A 16,337-nucleotide genomic window follows, 5' to 3' on the forward strand; every position below is an offset into this window, starting at 1 on the left:
ACCAATGCTGAAATTTACTCAAGAACACGAGTGGCTGAAGATTGAAGGCGATGTTGCCACTGTTGGCATCACAACGCATGCTGCCGAGCAGCTGGGCGATCTGGTCTTTGTCGAGCTGCCAGAAGTTGGCGCGACCTTCTCCAAGGATGGCGATGCCGCAACCGTTGAAAGCGTAAAGGCGGCTTCCGACGTTTATTGTCCGCTGGATGGCGAGATCACTGAGATCAACCAGGCCATCGTGGATGACCCATCGCTGGTCAACTCCGATCCGCAGGGTGCCGGCTGGTTCTTCAAGCTCAAGCTTTCCAACGCGTCCGACGCCGATGCGCTGCTGGATGAAGCGGCCTATAAGGAGCTTATTGCGTAATGACGACTCCCACAGAGTTCCATTTCACCGACTATCAGCCCTATGACTTTGCCAACCGGCGTCATATCGGGCCGTCGCCGTCGGAAATGACGGATATGTTGAAGGTCATCGGTTACAACAGCCTCGATGCCCTCATCGACGCGACCGTGCCATCCTCCATCCGCCAGAAGACGCCGCTCACCTGGGGTGCGGCGTTGACGGAACGCGAAGCGCTGGACCGCCTTCGCGAAACCGCCAACAAGAACAAGGTTCTGACCTCGCTGATCGGTCAGGGCTATTACGGCACCATCACGCCGCCGGTCATCCAGCGCAACATTCTGGAAAACCCAGCCTGGTACACCGCCTACACGCCCTACCAGCCAGAGATTTCTCAGGGCCGTCTTGAAGCTCTGCTGAACTTCCAGACCATGATTTCCGACCTGACCGGTCTGGATGTCGCAAACGCCTCGCTTCTGGATGAAGCGACGGCTGCTGCCGAAGCCATGGCCATGTGCCAGCGCGTGGCGAAGTCCAAGGCGACCGCCTTCTTCGTGGATGCCAACTGCCATCCGCAAACGATTGCACTGATCGAAACCCGCGCAGCGCCGCTCGGCTGGAACGTCATCGTCGGCAATCCCTTCACCGATCTCGATCCGGTCGATGTGTTCGGCGCGCTGTTCCAGTATCCCGGCACGCACGGTCAGTTGAATGATTTCACCGGCCTGATTTCCCGCCTGCACCAGACCGGTGCAATCGCGGCTGTCGCGACTGACCTACTGGCGCTGACGCTTCTGAAATCGCCCGGCGAAATGAACGCGGATATCGCCATCGGCTCGTCGCAGCGTTTCGGCGTTCCAGTCGGTTATGGTGGTCCACATGCTGCCTTCATGGCCGTCAAGGATGCCATCAAGCGCTCCATGCCCGGTCGTCTCGTCGGCGTATCGGTCGATGCACGTGGCAACCGCGCCTACCGCCTGTCGCTCCAGACGCGCGAGCAGCATATCCGCCGTGAAAAGGCCACGTCCAACATCTGCACCGCACAGGTGCTGCTGGCCGTCATGGCCTCCATGTATGGCGTGTTCCACGGCCCGCAGGGCATCAAGGCCATTGCCCAGCAGACCCACCAGAAGGCTGTGCTGATGGTCAAGGGTTTGGAGAAGCTCGGCTTCGTCATCGAGCCCGAAACCTTCTTCGACACGATCACGGTCGATGTCGGCCATATGCAGGCACTCATCCTGCGTGCCGCCGTCGCCGAAGGCGTCAATCTGCGCAAGGTCGGCTCCACCAAGATTGGCATGAGCCTTGACGAGCGCACGCGTCCGGCAACACTGGAAGCCGTGTGGCGCGCATTCGGCGGCAACTTCTCCATCTCGGATTTCGAGCCGGAATACCGCTTGCCGAAGGATCTGCTGCGGACCAGCCAGTACATGACGCATCCGATATTCCACATGAACCGCGCCGAAAGCGAGATGACCCGTTACATCCGCCGTCTTTCGGACCGCGATCTGGCGCTCGACCGCTCCATGATCCCGCTTGGTTCCTGCACCATGAAGCTGAATGCGACAGCCGAAATGCTGCCGATCACATGGCCGGAATTTTCCGATATCCATCCCTTCGTGCCAGCCGATCAGGCGTTGGGCTACAAGGAAATGATCGACGATCTCTCCGCCAAGCTCTGCCAGGTGACCGGCTACGACGCCTTCTCCATGCAGCCGAATTCCGGCGCGCAGGGCGAATATGCGGGCCTCTTGACCATACGTAACTATCACCTCGCACGCGGCGATGCGCATCGCGATGTTTGCCTCATTCCAACCTCTGCACACGGCACCAACCCTGCCTCCGCACAGATGGTCGGCATGCGCGTGATACCGGTGAAGGTGAGAGAAAACGGCGATATCGATATCGAAGATTTCCGTGAAAAAGCAAAGCAATACGCGGAAAACCTCTCGTGCTGCATGATCACCTATCCGTCCACCCACGGCGTGTTTGAAGAGACCGTTCGCGAGATTTGCGAGATCACCCACGAACACGGTGGTCAGGTCTATCTCGACGGCGCCAACATGAATGCCATGGTCGGTCTTTCCCGTCCGGGCGATATCGGCTCCGACGTGTCGCACCTCAACCTGCACAAGACCTTCTGCATCCCGCATGGCGGCGGCGGCCCCGGCATGGGCCCGATTGGCGTCAAGGCGCATCTGGCTCCCTACCTGCCCGGTCACCCGGCCAGCGATGGACGCACCGGTGCGGTGTCTGCTGCACCTTTCGGTTCGCCATCGATCCTGCCGATCTCCTGGAGCTACTGCCTGATGATGGGCGGCGAAGGGCTGACGCAGGCAACCAAGGTCGCCATCCTCAACGCCAACTACATCGCTGCCCGGCTGAAGGGCGCTTACGACGTGCTCTACAAGTCCGAAGCCGGACGTGTGGCGCATGAGTGCATCATCGACACCCGTCCGCTCAACGAGAGCTGCGGCGTGACGGTGGACGATGTGGCAAAGCGCCTGATCGACTGCGGTTTCCACGCCCCGACCATGAGCTGGCCAGTTGCCGGTACGCTGATGATCGAGCCGACCGAATCCGAGCCGAAGGCCGAACTCGACCGCTTCTGCGACGCCATGCTCGCCATCCGTCAGGAAGCCCGCGATATCGAGGAAGGTCGTTCCGACAAGACCAACAACCCGCTGAAGAACGCGCCCCACACGGTGGAAGACCTCGTTGGAAACTGGGATCGTCCTTACTCTCGCGAACAGGCCTGCTACCCACCTGGCGCGTTCCGCGTGGACAAATACTGGTCGCCGGTCAACCGCGTCGACAACGTATATGGCGACCGCAACCTCATCTGCACCTGCCCGCCGATGAGCGAGTATGCGGAAGCGGCGGAATAAGCCAAACCATCAAGCAAAAGGCCCGGAGCGATCCGGGCCTTTTGATTCAGGGCGTCTCAATTTGAGTGCTGCAAAACGGTGAATGCGGCAGGTCGCCGTGAAACGTCTGTCGCCCGCTTACAGCGAGCGCAACGTCCAGGCCACGATCTCACGCGAGGATGAGGCGAATGCGTTGTCCAATGCCTTTACGAGATTGGCATTTCCCGAACCGCTGACGCGGGCGCTGGAGCGGAACACTTCCTGTGATTTGACCGTGCCGTTCTTGTCGTTCAGCAGCTTCACGGAAATCTCGATATAAGCGATGTTCTTGGCCGTATCGACTTCGAAGGCGCGAATGTCAGTCACGACCTGATAGTCGATGGCCAGACCCTGCCCCGGACGACCGACGCCACCGAGCTTGCCGGTGTCTTCAAAGGCTTCCACCAGCTTGGACTGCACCATGCGCGGCAGGCGATCACTCCACTGCGAGTTGGCGAGATACTGCACTTCGGAGCCAGACAGGCGGACCACGATGTTTTCGCTGTCCAGTGCCTTGAGTGCCGTCGGATCGGCAATCAGAAGCTGGCGTGAGCGCAGCGACGGTGCCTGGCTGACGGGCGCGGACGATACGGAAAGGTCGAACGTATCGTTCTTAGCACTGCTGCCACAACCGGCTAGAAGCCCGGCGAGAAGCGGCATTACGACGAAAACCTTGGTTCGGGCCGGGACAGACCCCTGCCAGCGCATCAACGAAACTTTCAAATCCTCAACCCCCGTCAACGCCTTGTCCGGCCATCATACTGTTTCACGTTCTCGCCGCCAAAGATCAGGCGCTGCGGATCGCGATCGAAATTCGTGATCGTGTTGTTCAGATTGTCCACAGTCTGGCGAGTGCTGCCGATCAGCGCCTGGAAATCTTTCAGACCTGAGCTGGAGAACCGCGCCAGATTATCGGCAATCGGACCAATGCGTGTGTTGAGATTATCCGCAACCGCCTTGAAGGAAGCAAGCGTCTCACGCGCCTTGGCAAAAAGCGAATTGGCGTCATCGGTTCCAAGCAGACCGTCAACTTTCGCCAGAATTCCGTCTACACGGCTGGAAGCGGAGTTCAGCTTGCGCGACATATCGGTGAAATCGGCAATCGCCTGATCGATATCCGGACGGCGCGTGCCGACATCGTCCGCAATCTGACGGAAGGTGGAAATGGCCTGACGGGCATCGGCAGTTGCTGCGGAAACATCTTCCACCGCATTGCTGACCTTTGCCGCATCAACCGATGCCAGCAATTCATCCGCACGCTTCACAACTGTCTGAACCTCGGCGCTTGCCTGCTCGAAGTTGCGCGAGGTGCGCTGCACAGTTTCCATCACGGTCTGAATGCCGCCGGAAGACGCCGCCACATCGGCCGTGACCTTGTCGACATTGGTCAGAATGGAATCGATCTTCTGCGAATCCACAGCCTTTACCAAATCTTCAACCGCCGTCAGCGTGCTATCCAGACGCACGGACACGGACTGAACGGTGGTGGAGAGCGAGCTCAGGCTTTCCAGAAAATTCTCGATGCCATCGGAATTCGAGGCCAGCGCATTGGAGAATTTCTCCGCATTCCGCACCGTTTGCGTCAGAGGTCCACGGGCGTCCTGCACGAAGCCCTGCAACTCGCCAATTGCGCCATCGGCGCGGCGCAGAATCTTGTCGGCCGTCGCCAGAAGGTTCGTCACGCTCGAGAGATCGGCGGTCAACTCTGCTGGCACGCCGGTGTCGAAGGACTTTTGCAGAATACGCTCTTCATTGTTACGACCGCCGGAAAGTTCGATATAGGCGGCACCCGTCAGGCCCTGAATTTCAAGCACGGCGCGGGTGGATGGAAACACCGGCGCATCGGCCTGCACTTCCGTAAACGCAATCGAATAGGCCGGATCGTCCCGGTCGATGGACAGGCCGCGCACGGTGCCCACGGGAATACCGTTGAAGCGCACGGGAGAGCCGACCGACAGACCATTGGCGGAGCCGGGAATACGGATCGTCAGCTGGGCTGTTGGGCCACCGCGTCCGAATTCCGCCATCCAGTAAACGAAGCCAAAGGCGGCTGCGATCACGATCAGCGTGAAAATCCCGACGATGGTGTAATTTGCCTTGGTTTCCATGGCTATCCGTCACTCCCCGGAATGTGTTGCGTGCCATCCGGTAGGACGACGGCGCGTGCCCGCTTTCCGCGGAAATATGATTGAACCCAAGGATCGTCGCTATCGAACATTTCCTCAAGTGTGCCTTCCACGGCGACTTTCTTGTCGCCCAGGACGGCTATGCGGTCGCAGACCGAAAACAGACTGTCGAGGTCATGCGTCACCATATAGACCGTCAGTCCCAGCGAATCGCGCAGCCGCGCAATCAGCATATCAAATTCTGCCGCACCAATGGGATCGAGGCCAGATGTCGGCTCATCGAGAAAGACGAGGTCGGGATCGAGCGCCAGTGCACGCGCCAAGGCGGCACGCTTGATCATGCCGCCGGAAAGCTCTGACGGATACTTGTCCGCCGCATCGGCAGCCAGACCCACCATCTCGATTTTCAGCGAAGCAAGCTCGTCCATCAACTGCTGAGGCAAATCCAGATATTCGCGCATGGGCAGCTGGATGTTTTCCTTCACGGTCAGGCCGGAAAACAACGCACCCTGCTGGAACAGCACGCCAAGGCGGGTGTCGAGCGCCATACGCTCTTCTTCCGTCGCCTTGTCATAATCCGTACCCAGAATCTTTATCGTGCCGCTCTGACGGTTTAGCAGGCGCAAAACCGCGCGCATCAGAACGGACTTGCCAGCGCCTGATGGCCCGATGAAACCAAGAATTTCGCCGCGATAGACATCAAGATCAAGGTTGTCGAGAACGACCTTGTCACCAAATGCAACAGTCACGCCTTCCACCGAGAGAATGACTTCCCGATCCTTATTGTTCTCTTTGTTATCTGTCTTCCGTTCCTGATCCTGCACAGCCGCTCCTTAAAAATCGATGGCTGCATAGAAGATGGCAAAGACGCCATCCACCAGAATCACGACGAAAATGGACTTCACCACGGATGATGTCACATGCTGACCGAGCGACTCAGCACTGCCGCCCACTTTCATGCCTTCCACAGCCGCGACGATGCCGATGATCAACGCCATGAAGGGTGCCTTGATCATGCCCGATGCGATTGTCGAGATTTCCACCGCAGAATGAAGGCGCGACAGGAAGACCTCGAAGGTGATGCCGGAGTAAAGCAGCGAGACGACAGCCGCGCCCAACAGAGCCGCAAAGTTGGCGATGATCGTCAAAAGCGGCAGCGCGATTGTCAGCGCAACCAGCCGCGGAAACACGAGAACGCCGACCGGGTTCAAGCCGATGACCTTTAGCGCATCGATTTCCTCGCGCATTTTCATCGAGCCGATTTCGGCGGTGATCGCGCTGCCGGAACGGCCCGCGATCATGATGGCGGTCAATAACACGCCGATTTCACGCAGCTGGAGAATGCCGACGAGGTCTACAACGAAGACTTCAGCGCCGAAATACCGCAGCTGGAACGCGCCCTGCTGCGCGATGATCGCGCCGATGAGGAACGACATCAGTAGAATGATGGGAACGGCGCGTACGCCCATATGGTCGATCTGGTTGACGATGGCAGCAGGCGAAACGCCGCGCCCTCGCCCCAGCTTCATCTGCGCGCCACGCACGGCGGAGCCGAGAATATACATGCCCGCCAGAAAATCTGCGCCAGCCTGCACGACATTTTTGCCGATGGGATCAAAGACGCGCTCGACGAGACCCTTTTTGCTGGTTTCCTTGGGCGGGAGAGGTGCTTCCTCCGGCAAAGCAGAGATGATTTCCTCAATCTTCTCATTGCCCTCGAAGGCAACTTGCGTGCCGGACTGCTCCATGCGGTGGCGCATGCGCCGCAAAATCCAGGCACCCGTAGTATCGATGTTGTCGACATCCGAGAGATCAATGGTAATCGAGCCGGAAGGCTTGGATTTCTCGAGCTTTTCGATATCGGGAAGAACCGAAGAGATGTTGGCGTTGCGCCACGATCCGCTCAAGGCAAAGCGCGCAGCGCCATTCTGGGCGTCATCATTAGCCGAGATTGCTGCCGGTTGCGCCTGTTGCCGTGTTTCAAGTTCTTGCATCTTGCTCCAAGCGAATGCAGCCTATTAAAGATTCTTAACGATTCATATCGAGTGACGGATCACCAAGCCACAGCACTGCGGAAGAATTCCGGAGTTTTTTCGTCTGTTTACCGGTTTATCCCCCAACGCGAAGGCAATTTTGATGCATCGTTACATTCAAGCCACAGCTGAAACATTCCCGGTTGCGGGCAGCTTCACCATTTCTCGCGGAAGCCGCACAGAAGTGGAGGTCGTGATCTGCACGATCGAGCAAAATGGCGTCAAAGGCGTGGGTGAATGCGTTCCTTATAAGCGTTATGGCGAATCGATTGACGGCGTGCTTGCCGATATCCGCGCCATGGAACAGGCGATGTCGCAGGGCATGGACCGCCACGCGCTGCAAGACGCGATGAAGCCGGGTGCGGCCCGCAATGCGGTGGATTGCGCTTTGTGGGATCTGGAAGCCAAGCTCTCGGGCAAGAGTGTTACCTCCTCGCTTCTGCCAGTCGCCCCCGGCCCTATCGTCACCGCCTATACGATTTCGCTGGGCGATGCGGACACAATGGCTGCCAAAGCCGCCGAGAATGCCGCGCGACCGCTGTTAAAGATCAAAACCGGAACGGACGATGACGAGGCTCGGCTACGCGCCGTTCGAGCGGCAGCGCCCAAGGCTCGCATCATCATCGATGCCAATGAAGGTTGGACGGAGGAGAATATCGAGCATTACCTGAAAGTCGCGGCGGAGCTGGACATCGCGCTGATCGAACAGCCCCTACCCTCTGGCAAGGACAGTATTCTGTCGCGCATCAACCGCGCAGTACCTATCTGCGCCGATGAGAGCGTTCATCTGACCGCCGATCTCGCCTCGCTGCGCGACCGCTACGACGCCATTAACATCAAGCTCGACAAGACCGGCGGATTAACCGAGGCGCTCGTCATGAAGAAAGAAGCGCAGCGTCTGGGCTACACGATCATGGTCGGCTGCATGCTGGGAACGTCACTCGGCATGGCACCGGCGTTGATGCTGGCGCAGGATACGGCATTTGCGGATCTCGATGGCCCGCTGCTTCTGGCACGGGATCGTGTCCCGGGCCTCATCTATGAAGGATCGCTCGTCTACCCGCCAAAGCCGGAACTGTGGGGATGATCGGCAAAGTCCGTTATGCGGCGTAGGTGCCGATGAGCTTGGGGAAAGCGACTGGCTCCAGTTCGCCCACCGTGTGGTCTTCGGTCTTGTCACCGGCCTGCATCCAGGTGATCAGCTCGAAGGTGCCATCGGCATTTTCGGCAACCGCCGTGCAGCTTTCCACCCAGTCACCGGTGTTGATGTAACGGATACCTTCAATATCCTCCATCACCGCGTGGTGAATATGGCCACAGATAACGCCATCCACTTTGTTGCGGCGGGCTTCTTCCGCCACCACACGCTGGAATTCGCCGATGAAGTTGACGGCGTGCTTGACCTGAAGCTTTGCCCAGGCCGAAAACGACCAGTACGGAAGCCCTATCCTGCGGCGGATAGCCGCCAGCAAAACGTTGATGGCAATCGCCGCGTCATAGGCCCAGTCGCCCAGATAGGCCAGCAGGCGGGCGTTGCGAACCACAACGTCAAACTCATCGCCATGGATGATAAGGTATTTCTTGCCGTCTGCAGCTTCGTGGATCATGCGCTCGGCAACTTCGATGCCGCCAAAATGCGTGCCCGGAAATTCGCGTAGGAACTCGTCGTGGTTTCCGGGAATATAGATGATGCGGGTGCCCTTGCGCGCCTTGCGAAGAAGCTTCTGCACCACGTCGTTACAGCCTTGCGGCCAGTACCAGTTGCGGCGCAGGCGCCAGCCGTCAATGATATCGCCGACGAGGATGATGGTCTCAGCCTCGTGGTGACGCAGGAAATCCAGAAGGAAATCCGTTTTGGCCGCTTTAGAGCCAAGATGCACATCGGAAATGAAAAGCGTTCTGAACTGTCTGGCTTCGGTTTGCGCGGCCATGGAAATCTTCCCCCTGTCTCGGCAACTTTCATCCCCTGCAAAACCAGACTCGTGTTTCAGCAAGATGACAAAACGAGATTTACACGCACCGGACCACATTTTTACGCGATATCTAAACTACCGATTTTGCCGACCTCGGACAAAATAAACGGCTGTACGCACTGGCCGATTGTTGTATGCAAAGGCCTCCAAGAAACTTGAAATAAGCGGTGATAGAATGAGTTCTCAGGACACGGGCAACACGCAAAACAAAAACGCCAATGCGGATCTGGAAGAACAGGCGCTTTTCTACCACCGCTATCCGCGCCCCGGAAAACTGGAAATTCAGGCCTCCAAGCCGCTGGGCAACCAGCGCGATCTGGCGCTCGCCTATTCCCCCGGCGTGGCGGCACCCTGCCTTGCCATTCACGAAAACCCGGAAACGGCTGCGCAATATACGGCGCGCGCCAATCTGGTCGCCGTGATTTCCAACGGCACGGCGGTTCTCGGCCTCGGCAATATCGGCCCGCTGGCGTCCAAGCCAGTGATGGAAGGCAAAGCCGTTCTGTTCAAGAAATTTGCGGGCATCGATGTGTTCGACATCGAAATCGATGCACCCGGCATCAATGACATGGTCTCCACCATCTCGGCGCTGGAGCCCACCTTCGGCGGCATTAACCTTGAAGACATCAAGGCGCCGGAATGTTTCGAGGTGGAACGTCAGCTTCGCGAGAAGATGAACATCCCCGTCTTCCACGATGACCAGCACGGCACAGCCATCATCGTTGCCGCTGCGGTAACCAACGCGCTGGAGCTTGCCGGCAAGACCATCAGCAACGTCAAGATCGTCGCGTCTGGCGCGGGCGCTGCAGCACTGGCCTGCCTCAACCTGCTGGTCGAACTGGGCGCAAAGCGGGAAAACATCTGGGTCCACGATATTGAAGGCCTCGTTTATGATGGCCGCAACACGTTGATGGACGAGTGGAAAGAGGTTTACGCCCAGAAGACCGACAAGCGTGCGCTCCATGAAACAATCGATGATGCCGACGTTTTCCTAGGCCTTTCCGCTGCTGGCGTTCTGAAGCCGGAACTTCTGGCACGCATGGCCGAAAAGCCGCTCATCCTGGCGCTGGCCAACCCGAACCCGGAAATCATGCCGGAACTCGCCCGTCTGGCGCGCCCTGATGCCATGATCTGCACGGGCCGTTCGGACTTCCCGAACCAGGTCAACAACGTGCTGTGCTTCCCCTATATTTTCCGGGGCGCACTGGATTGCGGCGCGACCACCATCAACGAAGAAATGAAGATGGCCGCCGTTCACGCCATTGCAGAACTGGCGCGTGAAGAAGTTTCGGAAGTCGCGGCAAAGGCCTATAGCGATGAAACGCCGATCTTCGGACCGAACTACCTCATCCCCTCGCCCTTCGATCCGCGCCTCATCCTGCGCATCGCGCCAGCCGTTGCACGCGCTGCGGCAGCGAGCGGCGTCGCAGCGCGTCCGATTACCGATTTCGACGCCTATCTCGATCAGCTGAACCGCTTCGTCTGGCGTTCCGGCTTCATCATGAAGCCCATCTTCAATCTGGCGAAGACAGCGGAAAAGAAGCGCATCATTTTTGCGGAAGGCGAAGACGAACGCGTGCTGCGCGCCGCGCAGGTTCTGCTGGAAGAAGGCACCGGCGTTCCGATCCTCATCGGTCGTCCGCAGATCATCGAGACGCGCCTGAAGCGCTTCGGTCTTCGCATTCGCCCCAATGCCGACTTTGCCGTGGTCAATCCGGAAGACGATCCACGCTACCGTGAATATGTCGATGACTATTTCGCGCTGGTCGGCCGTGCCGGTATCAACCCGGAAGCGGCGCGTACCATCGTTCGTACCAACAGCACGGTCATCGGCGCGCTCTCCGTCAAGCGTGGTGAAGCGGATGCTCTAATCTGTGGTCTGGAAGGCCGTTTCGACCGGCATCTGCGCGATGTGAACCAGATCATCGGCAAGCAGCAGAATGCGCATACATTTGGCGGCCTCAGCCTGCTGATCACCCAGCAGGGCGCGCTGTTCCTGACCGACACCTTCGTCAATTACGAGCCGACGGCAGAAGACATCGCGGAACTGGCAATCCTCGCGTCCAAGGAAATCAAGCGTTTCGGCATCACGCCGAAGATCGCTCTCGCCAGCCATTCGAATTTCGGCTCGCGGGATTCCGAAAGCGCCCGCAAGATGCGCCGCGCGCTTCAGCTGGTGCGCAATGCAGCGCCGGAACTGGAAATCGATGGCGAAATGCAGGGTGGGTCGGCGCTATCGGAAACGCTGCGCAAGCGTGCCATGCCCAATAGCTCGCTTTCCGGCGAAGCCAACCTTCTGGTTTTCCCGAACCTCGATTCGGCCAACATTACGCTCGGCGTCGTGCGTACCATGACGGAAGGCCTGCATGTCGGCCCGATCCTTCTCGGCTCTGCCCTGCCCGTCCACATCCTGTCGCCGACAGTCACATCGCGCGGCGTGGTCAACATGGCGGCACTTGCCGTGGTGCAGGCGTCCAACCCATCCGAGTAAGCGCGGGTTAACATAATTTTGAACCGGCTGTTGCCGCTTTGCGGCACAGCACTATGTTATCCTGAGCTAAAGTATATTCGCTCACCCATCGCGGGCGATAATCAACAGGATATGACCGGCATGATGGCGGGTCAGGAAACGGACGGACCATTGATCCCGCGCCGCAGCCGATTGTTCGGCACGCTCGTTACGCTGCTGTTTGCTGCGCCCCTCTCGGCGCAGGCAAGCGCGGTCTGTGATTCCTTGCGCGCGCAGCTGGATCAACCGACACAGATCATCGGTAATACTGCGGAAGTTCGCCGATACGCCAACGCGCTCGCCCAGCAGAATATCGTCATCCGCCGTATCAAGAACGACATGCGCAGCTACGGCTGCTCCTCAGGCAGCATCATTGTTTACGGCAATCCCAACGCCCAACTTTGCGGGGAAATTGGTGACGCGCTGGTACAGGCGCAGGCCGAGCGGGACATGATCGCGGAAGATCGTGACCGGATGCTGGCCGCACAACGGGCAGACAATGCTCAGGACGGTCGCCAACGCATTATGGCGGCACTGGATGCGCAGGGCTGCTTCGACGAGCAATCGCCATCCTTTACGTCAACAGATACATCGCAAAACCCGGATATGCGTGGCCCCGGCGATCCCTTCGACCAACCGGACAATCCGGATTACGCGCCCAACCCGGATATGCCCATGCAGGGCGGGCTGAGAACGCTGTGTGTCCGTACCTGCGACGGCGCCTTCTTCCCCATTTCCTCAGACGCAACGCCGCTCGATTTCCGCGCACAGGCCGCACAATGCGAGCGCATGTGTCCCGGCACGGAAACCGAACTTTTCTACCACTCGCTTGAGGGTCAGGAGAGTTCCGACATGGTCTCCGCCAAAACCGGCCAGCCATACGCCTCGATGCCCACAGCCTTCGCCTACCGCAACAATCCCAGCGCCTCCCGCTCACCCTCATGCAGCTGCAACATGGCGGCGTACCATGACGAGATGAAAAAGCAGGAGCAGGCACCCCAATCCACCGCTCTTCAGAACGGCTCCAGCATCACCACCATCACATCGCCCAAGGTTGACGCTGCACCAAAACCAGCCGAAACGAAGCCGGTGGAGAAAGCCGAGCCCATTCCCGAGCGGGACTACGACCCTAAGAACAGCAAGGTCCGCATCGTTGGCCCTCAGTTCCTACCCGAGGAAACCAGCCGCATCGACCTCAAGAACCCGGCAGTGAAGGGCGCGCAGCCACAGCAGCAGTAGGTGGGTTTTCGGTGAGAAACGTATTCGCAATACGATCACCGCACATGGCAAGGCATCGATCACAAAGCCGATCTTCCGTTTTTCATCTCTCTGCTTGCTGCAAAGATGAAGCCGCAACGGCAAAATCCAAGTAAAACCAACGCAAAAACACCCATAAAAGCCAGAACATTAAGGACAACCCGTGCTTTACGCGCTTCGGGGCTTTTCCTTCGCGGTCGCGCGGTCTATAGGTGGCCCTGATTTTTTGACGGAACCGCAAATGAGCAACACGATCTTCGTCCTCAACGGACCCAACCTCAACATGTTGGGAAAACGGGAGCCGGGCATTTATGGCGGCAAGACCCTGAAAGATATTGAGAGCGACTGCATCAAGGCCGGTGAAGAGCTTGGCTTTGTGGTCGAGTGTCACCAGTCCAACCATGAGGGTGCTCTGGTAGACCTGTTGCACGAAGCTGGCGAACGCGCCGCCGGTGTCGTCATCAATCCCGGCGCTTATGCACATACATCCATTGCGTTGCATGATGCTATCAGAGCCATTTCCGTTCCGGTGCTGGAGGTTCATATTTCCAACATCCACGCACGCGAGGAATTCCGCCATAAATCGATGATAGCGCCCGCCGCAAAGGGAATGATCTGTGGCTTCGGGCCATATGGCTACATCATGGCGCTTAACGCCTTGAAAAATATCACGGCATAAAAAGAAACAATCAGAATAGGGTTTGTCATGTCTGAAAAGAAAAACGGTATCGATAAAGAGCTGATCCGCGATCTCGCGAATATTCTCAACGACACCGACCTTTCCGAGATCGAGGTCGAGCAGGACGATCTACGCATTCGCGTTTCGCGTTCCATCCCGCCAGCAACGGTCTATGCAGCAGCCCCGCCATCCTACGCACAGGCACCTGCCGCCCCTGCGCCAGCGGCTGCACCGGCAGCAGCAGCGGCTCCCGCTGCCCCTGCCCGCAACCCGGCCAACACCGTAACATCGCCCATGGTCGGCACGGCGTATCTTTCGCCTGCTCCGGGCGCACGCGCATTCATCGAAGTCGGCGCCACCGTCAAGGAAGGCCAGACGCTTCTCATCGTTGAAGCCATGAAGACCATGAACCAGATTCCGGCACCAAAGTCGGGCAAGGTCACGGAAATCATCGTCAACGACTCGCAGCCAGTCGAGTATGGTGAAGCCCTCGTGGTCATCGAATAAGGGCTGATTTCATGGTATCCAAAATCCTCATCGCCAATCGCGGCGAAATTGCCCTTCGCGTGTTGCGCGCCGCCAAGGAACTCGGCATTCCGACGGTTGCCGTCCACTCCACGGCTGACGCGGATGCCATGCATGTGCGCCTTGCCGACGAAAGCGTGTGCATCGGCCCGCCGCCTTCGCGTGACAGCTACCTCAACATCCACCAGATCGTTGCGGCCTGCGAAATCACCGGTGCGGACGCCGTTCACCCCGGCTACGGCTTCCTGTCGGAAAATGCCAAATTCGCGGATATTCTCGACGCGCATGGCATCACCTTCATCGGACCGACCGCCGACCACATCCGCATCATGGGTGACAAGATCACCGCCAAGCAGACCGCGCAGGAACTCGGTATTCCCGTCGTTCCCGGTTCCGATGGCGAAGTGAAGCCCGAAAACGCTCTGGATATCGCCCGCAAGATCGGCTTCCCGGTTCTGATCAAGGCGACGGCTGGCGGCGGTGGACGCGGCATGAAGGTTGCCAATACCGAATCGGAAGTCGAAGAGGCCGTTTCCACGGCGCGTTCCGAAGCGCTGGCCGCTTTCGGCAACGACGCCGTCTACATGGAAAAGTACCTCGGCAAGCCGCGCCACATCGAAGTTCAGGTTTTCGGCGATGGTGAAGGCAATGCGATCCATCTGGGCGAACGCGATTGCTCGCTGCAGCGCCGCCACCAGAAGGTTCTTGAAGAGGCCAACTCTCCGGCACTGACCGTTGAGCAGCGTATGAAGATCGGCGAGATTTGCGCCGATGCCATGCGCAAGCTGAAATATCGTGGTGCCGGCACCATCGAGTTTCTGTACGAAAACGGCGAGTTCTATTTCATCGAAATGAACACCCGTCTTCAGGTGGAGCATCCGGTCACGGAAGCAATCACCGGCATGGACCTCGTTCAGGAGCAGATTCGCGTTGCATCCGGCCAAGGCCTTTCGGTTACTCAGGATGAAGTAAAATTCAACGGCCACGCCATTGAATGCCGTATCAACGCCGAAGATCCACGCACCTTCGTTCCGTCTCCGGGTACGCTCACCTATTTCCACACGCCCGGCGGTCTCGGCGTGCGCGTGGATTCCGGTGCCTATCAGGGCTACAAGATTCCGCCTTACTACGACAGCATGATCGGCAAGCTGATCGTGCACGGCCGCAATCGCGACGAATGCATTCGTCGTCTGATCCGCGCGTTGGACGAATTCGTGGTTGACGGCATTAAGACGACGCTGCCGCTCTTTCAGGATCTTCTTCAGAACGAAGACATCCTGAAGGGTGATTACGACATTCACTGGCTGGAAAAATATCTGGCCGGCGACAAAAGCTGATCGATGGCAAGGCGCAGCAGAAATAACGATATAACCGTCGATATTCTGCTGCGCGCCTATTCCATCGGCCTCTTCCCCATGGCCGATGCGGCAGATGACCCGGAGCTTTTCTGGGTCGAGCCGGAACTGCGCGGCATCATCCCGCTCAACGATTTCCACGTCTCCAAAAGCCTCGCCAAAGTCATTCGCAAAAAGCCGTTCGACATCCGATTCGATACGGATTTCGAAGGCGTCATGGCAGGCTGCGCTGCGGAAGCTGACAATCGCCCTAGCACCTGGATCAACACCACCATTCGCCGCCTCTACTCCGAACTCCACGAGATCGGCCATGCCCACAGCGTTGAAGCCTGGGAAGGCGACGAACTGGTGGGCGGTCTCTACGGCGTCTCGCTCGGTTCCGCCTTCTTCGGCGAAAGCATGTTCTCCAGACGCACAAACGCCTCGAAGATCTGCCTCGTCTATCTTGTGGAGCGGCTGCGCGAAAAGGGCTTCACGCTGCTCGACACCCAATTCACGACAGAGCATCTCAAGACATTTGGTGCCATTGACGTGCCGAAGGTTGAGTATGCGAAGATGCTGGATGCGGCAATGCGCTCGGAACATCTGGATTTCGGCGGGGACAAAATCGATGACGGGCAATAGTTCGCAA

14 protein-coding genes are annotated in these 16,337 nt (G+C 58.3%); 9 read left to right on the forward strand and 5 right to left on the reverse strand.

Annotation, left to right across the window (positions count from 1 at the left end; translation table 11 throughout):
• Positions 1-4 precede the first annotated feature (4 nt).
• Both gcvH and gcvP read left to right on the forward strand, forming a co-directional pair.
• Positions 5-367 carry a glycine cleavage system protein GcvH gene (gene gcvH / locus AC27VJ_RS09500; RefSeq protein WP_045230457.1) on the forward strand — a complete coding sequence of 121 codons (363 nt, stop codon included), beginning with the start codon at positions 5-7 and terminating at the stop codon, positions 365-367.
• Positions 367-3,231, forward strand: coding sequence for an aminomethyl-transferring glycine dehydrogenase (gcvP, locus tag AC27VJ_RS09505; protein ID WP_488683837.1), 2,865 nt, complete (start codon positions 367-369; stop codon positions 3,229-3,231). The genes gcvH and gcvP overlap by 1 nt, the downstream gene beginning before the upstream one ends.
• A 117-nt stretch (positions 3,232-3,348) precedes the next feature.
• On the opposite strand, the gene AC27VJ_RS09510 is transcribed toward gcvP, so the two are convergent.
• Genes AC27VJ_RS09510 through AC27VJ_RS09525 form a run of 4 tightly spaced genes read right to left on the reverse strand, consistent with a single transcriptional unit; the run spans position 3,349 to position 7,369 of the window.
• Positions 3,349-3,957: an ABC-type transport auxiliary lipoprotein family protein gene (locus AC27VJ_RS09510; protein WP_488684322.1), complete on the reverse strand. Its 609-nt coding sequence runs from the start codon at positions 3,955-3,957 to the stop codon at positions 3,349-3,351.
• Between the two features lie 29 nt (positions 3,958-3,986).
• Positions 3,987-5,357, reverse strand: coding sequence for an MlaD family protein (locus AC27VJ_RS09515; protein ID WP_353575773.1), 1,371 nt, complete (start codon positions 5,355-5,357; stop codon positions 3,987-3,989).
• A gap of 2 nt (positions 5,358-5,359) precedes the next feature.
• Positions 5,360-6,199 carry an ABC transporter ATP-binding protein gene (locus tag AC27VJ_RS09520; RefSeq protein ID WP_113088183.1) on the reverse strand — a complete coding sequence of 280 codons (840 nt, stop codon included), beginning with the start codon at positions 6,197-6,199 and terminating at the stop codon, positions 5,360-5,362.
• Between the two features lie 9 nt (positions 6,200-6,208).
• The gene (locus tag AC27VJ_RS09525) at positions 6,209-7,369 is read right to left on the reverse strand and encodes an ABC transporter permease (RefSeq protein WP_113088182.1); all 1,161 of its coding nucleotides are present in this window, start codon (positions 7,367-7,369) and stop codon (positions 6,209-6,211) included.
• A gap of 142 nt (positions 7,370-7,511) precedes the next feature.
• Between AC27VJ_RS09525 and dgcA the strand changes: the two genes are divergently transcribed.
• Complete coding sequence (gene dgcA / locus AC27VJ_RS09530) at positions 7,512-8,495, forward strand: N-acetyl-D-Glu racemase DgcA (protein ID WP_488683838.1); 984 nt, start codon at positions 7,512-7,514, stop codon at positions 8,493-8,495.
• 13 nt (positions 8,496-8,508) lie between these two features.
• Here dgcA and AC27VJ_RS09535 read toward each other — a convergent pair whose 3' ends face one another.
• Positions 8,509-9,339 carry a UDP-2,3-diacylglucosamine diphosphatase gene (locus AC27VJ_RS09535; RefSeq protein WP_113088180.1) on the reverse strand — a complete coding sequence of 277 codons (831 nt, stop codon included), beginning with the start codon at positions 9,337-9,339 and terminating at the stop codon, positions 8,509-8,511.
• A 217-nt stretch (positions 9,340-9,556) separates the two neighbouring features.
• On the opposite strand from AC27VJ_RS09535, the gene AC27VJ_RS09540 reads away from it, so the two are divergent.
• The 6 genes from AC27VJ_RS09540 (at position 9,557) to aat (ending at position 16,330) form a co-directional block, all read left to right on the forward strand.
• Positions 9,557-11,872, forward strand: coding sequence for an NADP-dependent malic enzyme (locus tag AC27VJ_RS09540; RefSeq protein WP_488683839.1), 2,316 nt, complete (start codon positions 9,557-9,559; stop codon positions 11,870-11,872).
• A 123-nt stretch (positions 11,873-11,995) separates the two neighbouring features.
• Positions 11,996-13,129: a DUF2865 domain-containing protein gene (locus AC27VJ_RS09545; RefSeq protein WP_488684323.1), complete on the forward strand. Its 1,134-nt coding sequence runs from the start codon at positions 11,996-11,998 to the stop codon at positions 13,127-13,129.
• A gap of 259 nt (positions 13,130-13,388) precedes the next feature.
• Positions 13,389-13,826 (forward strand): type II 3-dehydroquinate dehydratase, encoded by a 438-nt coding sequence (aroQ, locus tag AC27VJ_RS09550; protein ID WP_113088177.1) that lies wholly within the window; start codon positions 13,389-13,391, stop codon positions 13,824-13,826.
• 27 nt (positions 13,827-13,853) lie between these two features.
• The gene (accB, locus tag AC27VJ_RS09555; protein ID WP_353575778.1) at positions 13,854-14,333 is read left to right on the forward strand and encodes an acetyl-CoA carboxylase biotin carboxyl carrier protein; all 480 of its coding nucleotides are present in this window, start codon (positions 13,854-13,856) and stop codon (positions 14,331-14,333) included.
• An 11-nt stretch (positions 14,334-14,344) separates the two neighbouring features.
• The gene (accC, locus tag AC27VJ_RS09560; protein ID WP_113088175.1) at positions 14,345-15,688 is read left to right on the forward strand and encodes an acetyl-CoA carboxylase biotin carboxylase subunit; all 1,344 of its coding nucleotides are present in this window, start codon (positions 14,345-14,347) and stop codon (positions 15,686-15,688) included.
• A gap of 3 nt (positions 15,689-15,691) precedes the next feature.
• Positions 15,692-16,330: a leucyl/phenylalanyl-tRNA--protein transferase gene (gene aat, locus AC27VJ_RS09565; protein WP_488683840.1), complete on the forward strand. Its 639-nt coding sequence runs from the start codon at positions 15,692-15,694 to the stop codon at positions 16,328-16,330.
• The last annotated feature ends 7 nt before the right edge of the window (positions 16,331-16,337 follow it).

Source organism: Agrobacterium sp. 20P9.1.2, assembly GCF_057799395.1.

Bases quoted from the DNA above. Each gene is read 5' to 3' on its own strand.
- accB (WP_353575778.1), top strand. From the start codon at position 13,854: ATGTCTGAAAAGAAAAACGGTATCGATAAAGAGCTGATCCGCGATCTC.
- aat (WP_488683840.1), top strand. From the start codon at position 15,692: ATGGCAAGGCGCAGCAGAAATAACGATATAACCGTCGATATTCTGCTG.
- gcvP (WP_488683837.1), top strand. From the start codon at position 367: ATGACGACTCCCACAGAGTTCCATTTCACCGACTATCAGCCCTATGAC.
- AC27VJ_RS09510 (WP_488684322.1), bottom strand. From the start codon at position 3,957: ATGCGCTGGCAGGGGTCTGTCCCGGCCCGAACCAAGGTTTTCGTCGTA.
- AC27VJ_RS09540 (WP_488683839.1), top strand. From the start codon at position 9,557: ATGAGTTCTCAGGACACGGGCAACACGCAAAACAAAAACGCCAATGCG.
- AC27VJ_RS09535 (WP_113088180.1), bottom strand. From the start codon at position 9,339: ATGGCCGCGCAAACCGAAGCCAGACAGTTCAGAACGCTTTTCATTTCC.
- gcvH (WP_045230457.1), top strand. From the start codon at position 5: ATGCTGAAATTTACTCAAGAACACGAGTGGCTGAAGATTGAAGGCGAT.
- AC27VJ_RS09515 (WP_353575773.1), bottom strand. From the start codon at position 5,357: ATGGAAACCAAGGCAAATTACACCATCGTCGGGATTTTCACGCTGATC.
- AC27VJ_RS09545 (WP_488684323.1), top strand. From the start codon at position 11,996: ATGGCGGGTCAGGAAACGGACGGACCATTGATCCCGCGCCGCAGCCGA.
- dgcA (WP_488683838.1), top strand. From the start codon at position 7,512: ATGCATCGTTACATTCAAGCCACAGCTGAAACATTCCCGGTTGCGGGC.
- aroQ (WP_113088177.1), top strand. From the start codon at position 13,389: ATGAGCAACACGATCTTCGTCCTCAACGGACCCAACCTCAACATGTTG.
- AC27VJ_RS09525 (WP_113088182.1), bottom strand. From the start codon at position 7,369: ATGCAAGAACTTGAAACACGGCAACAGGCGCAACCGGCAGCAATCTCG.
- accC (WP_113088175.1), top strand. From the start codon at position 14,345: ATGGTATCCAAAATCCTCATCGCCAATCGCGGCGAAATTGCCCTTCGC.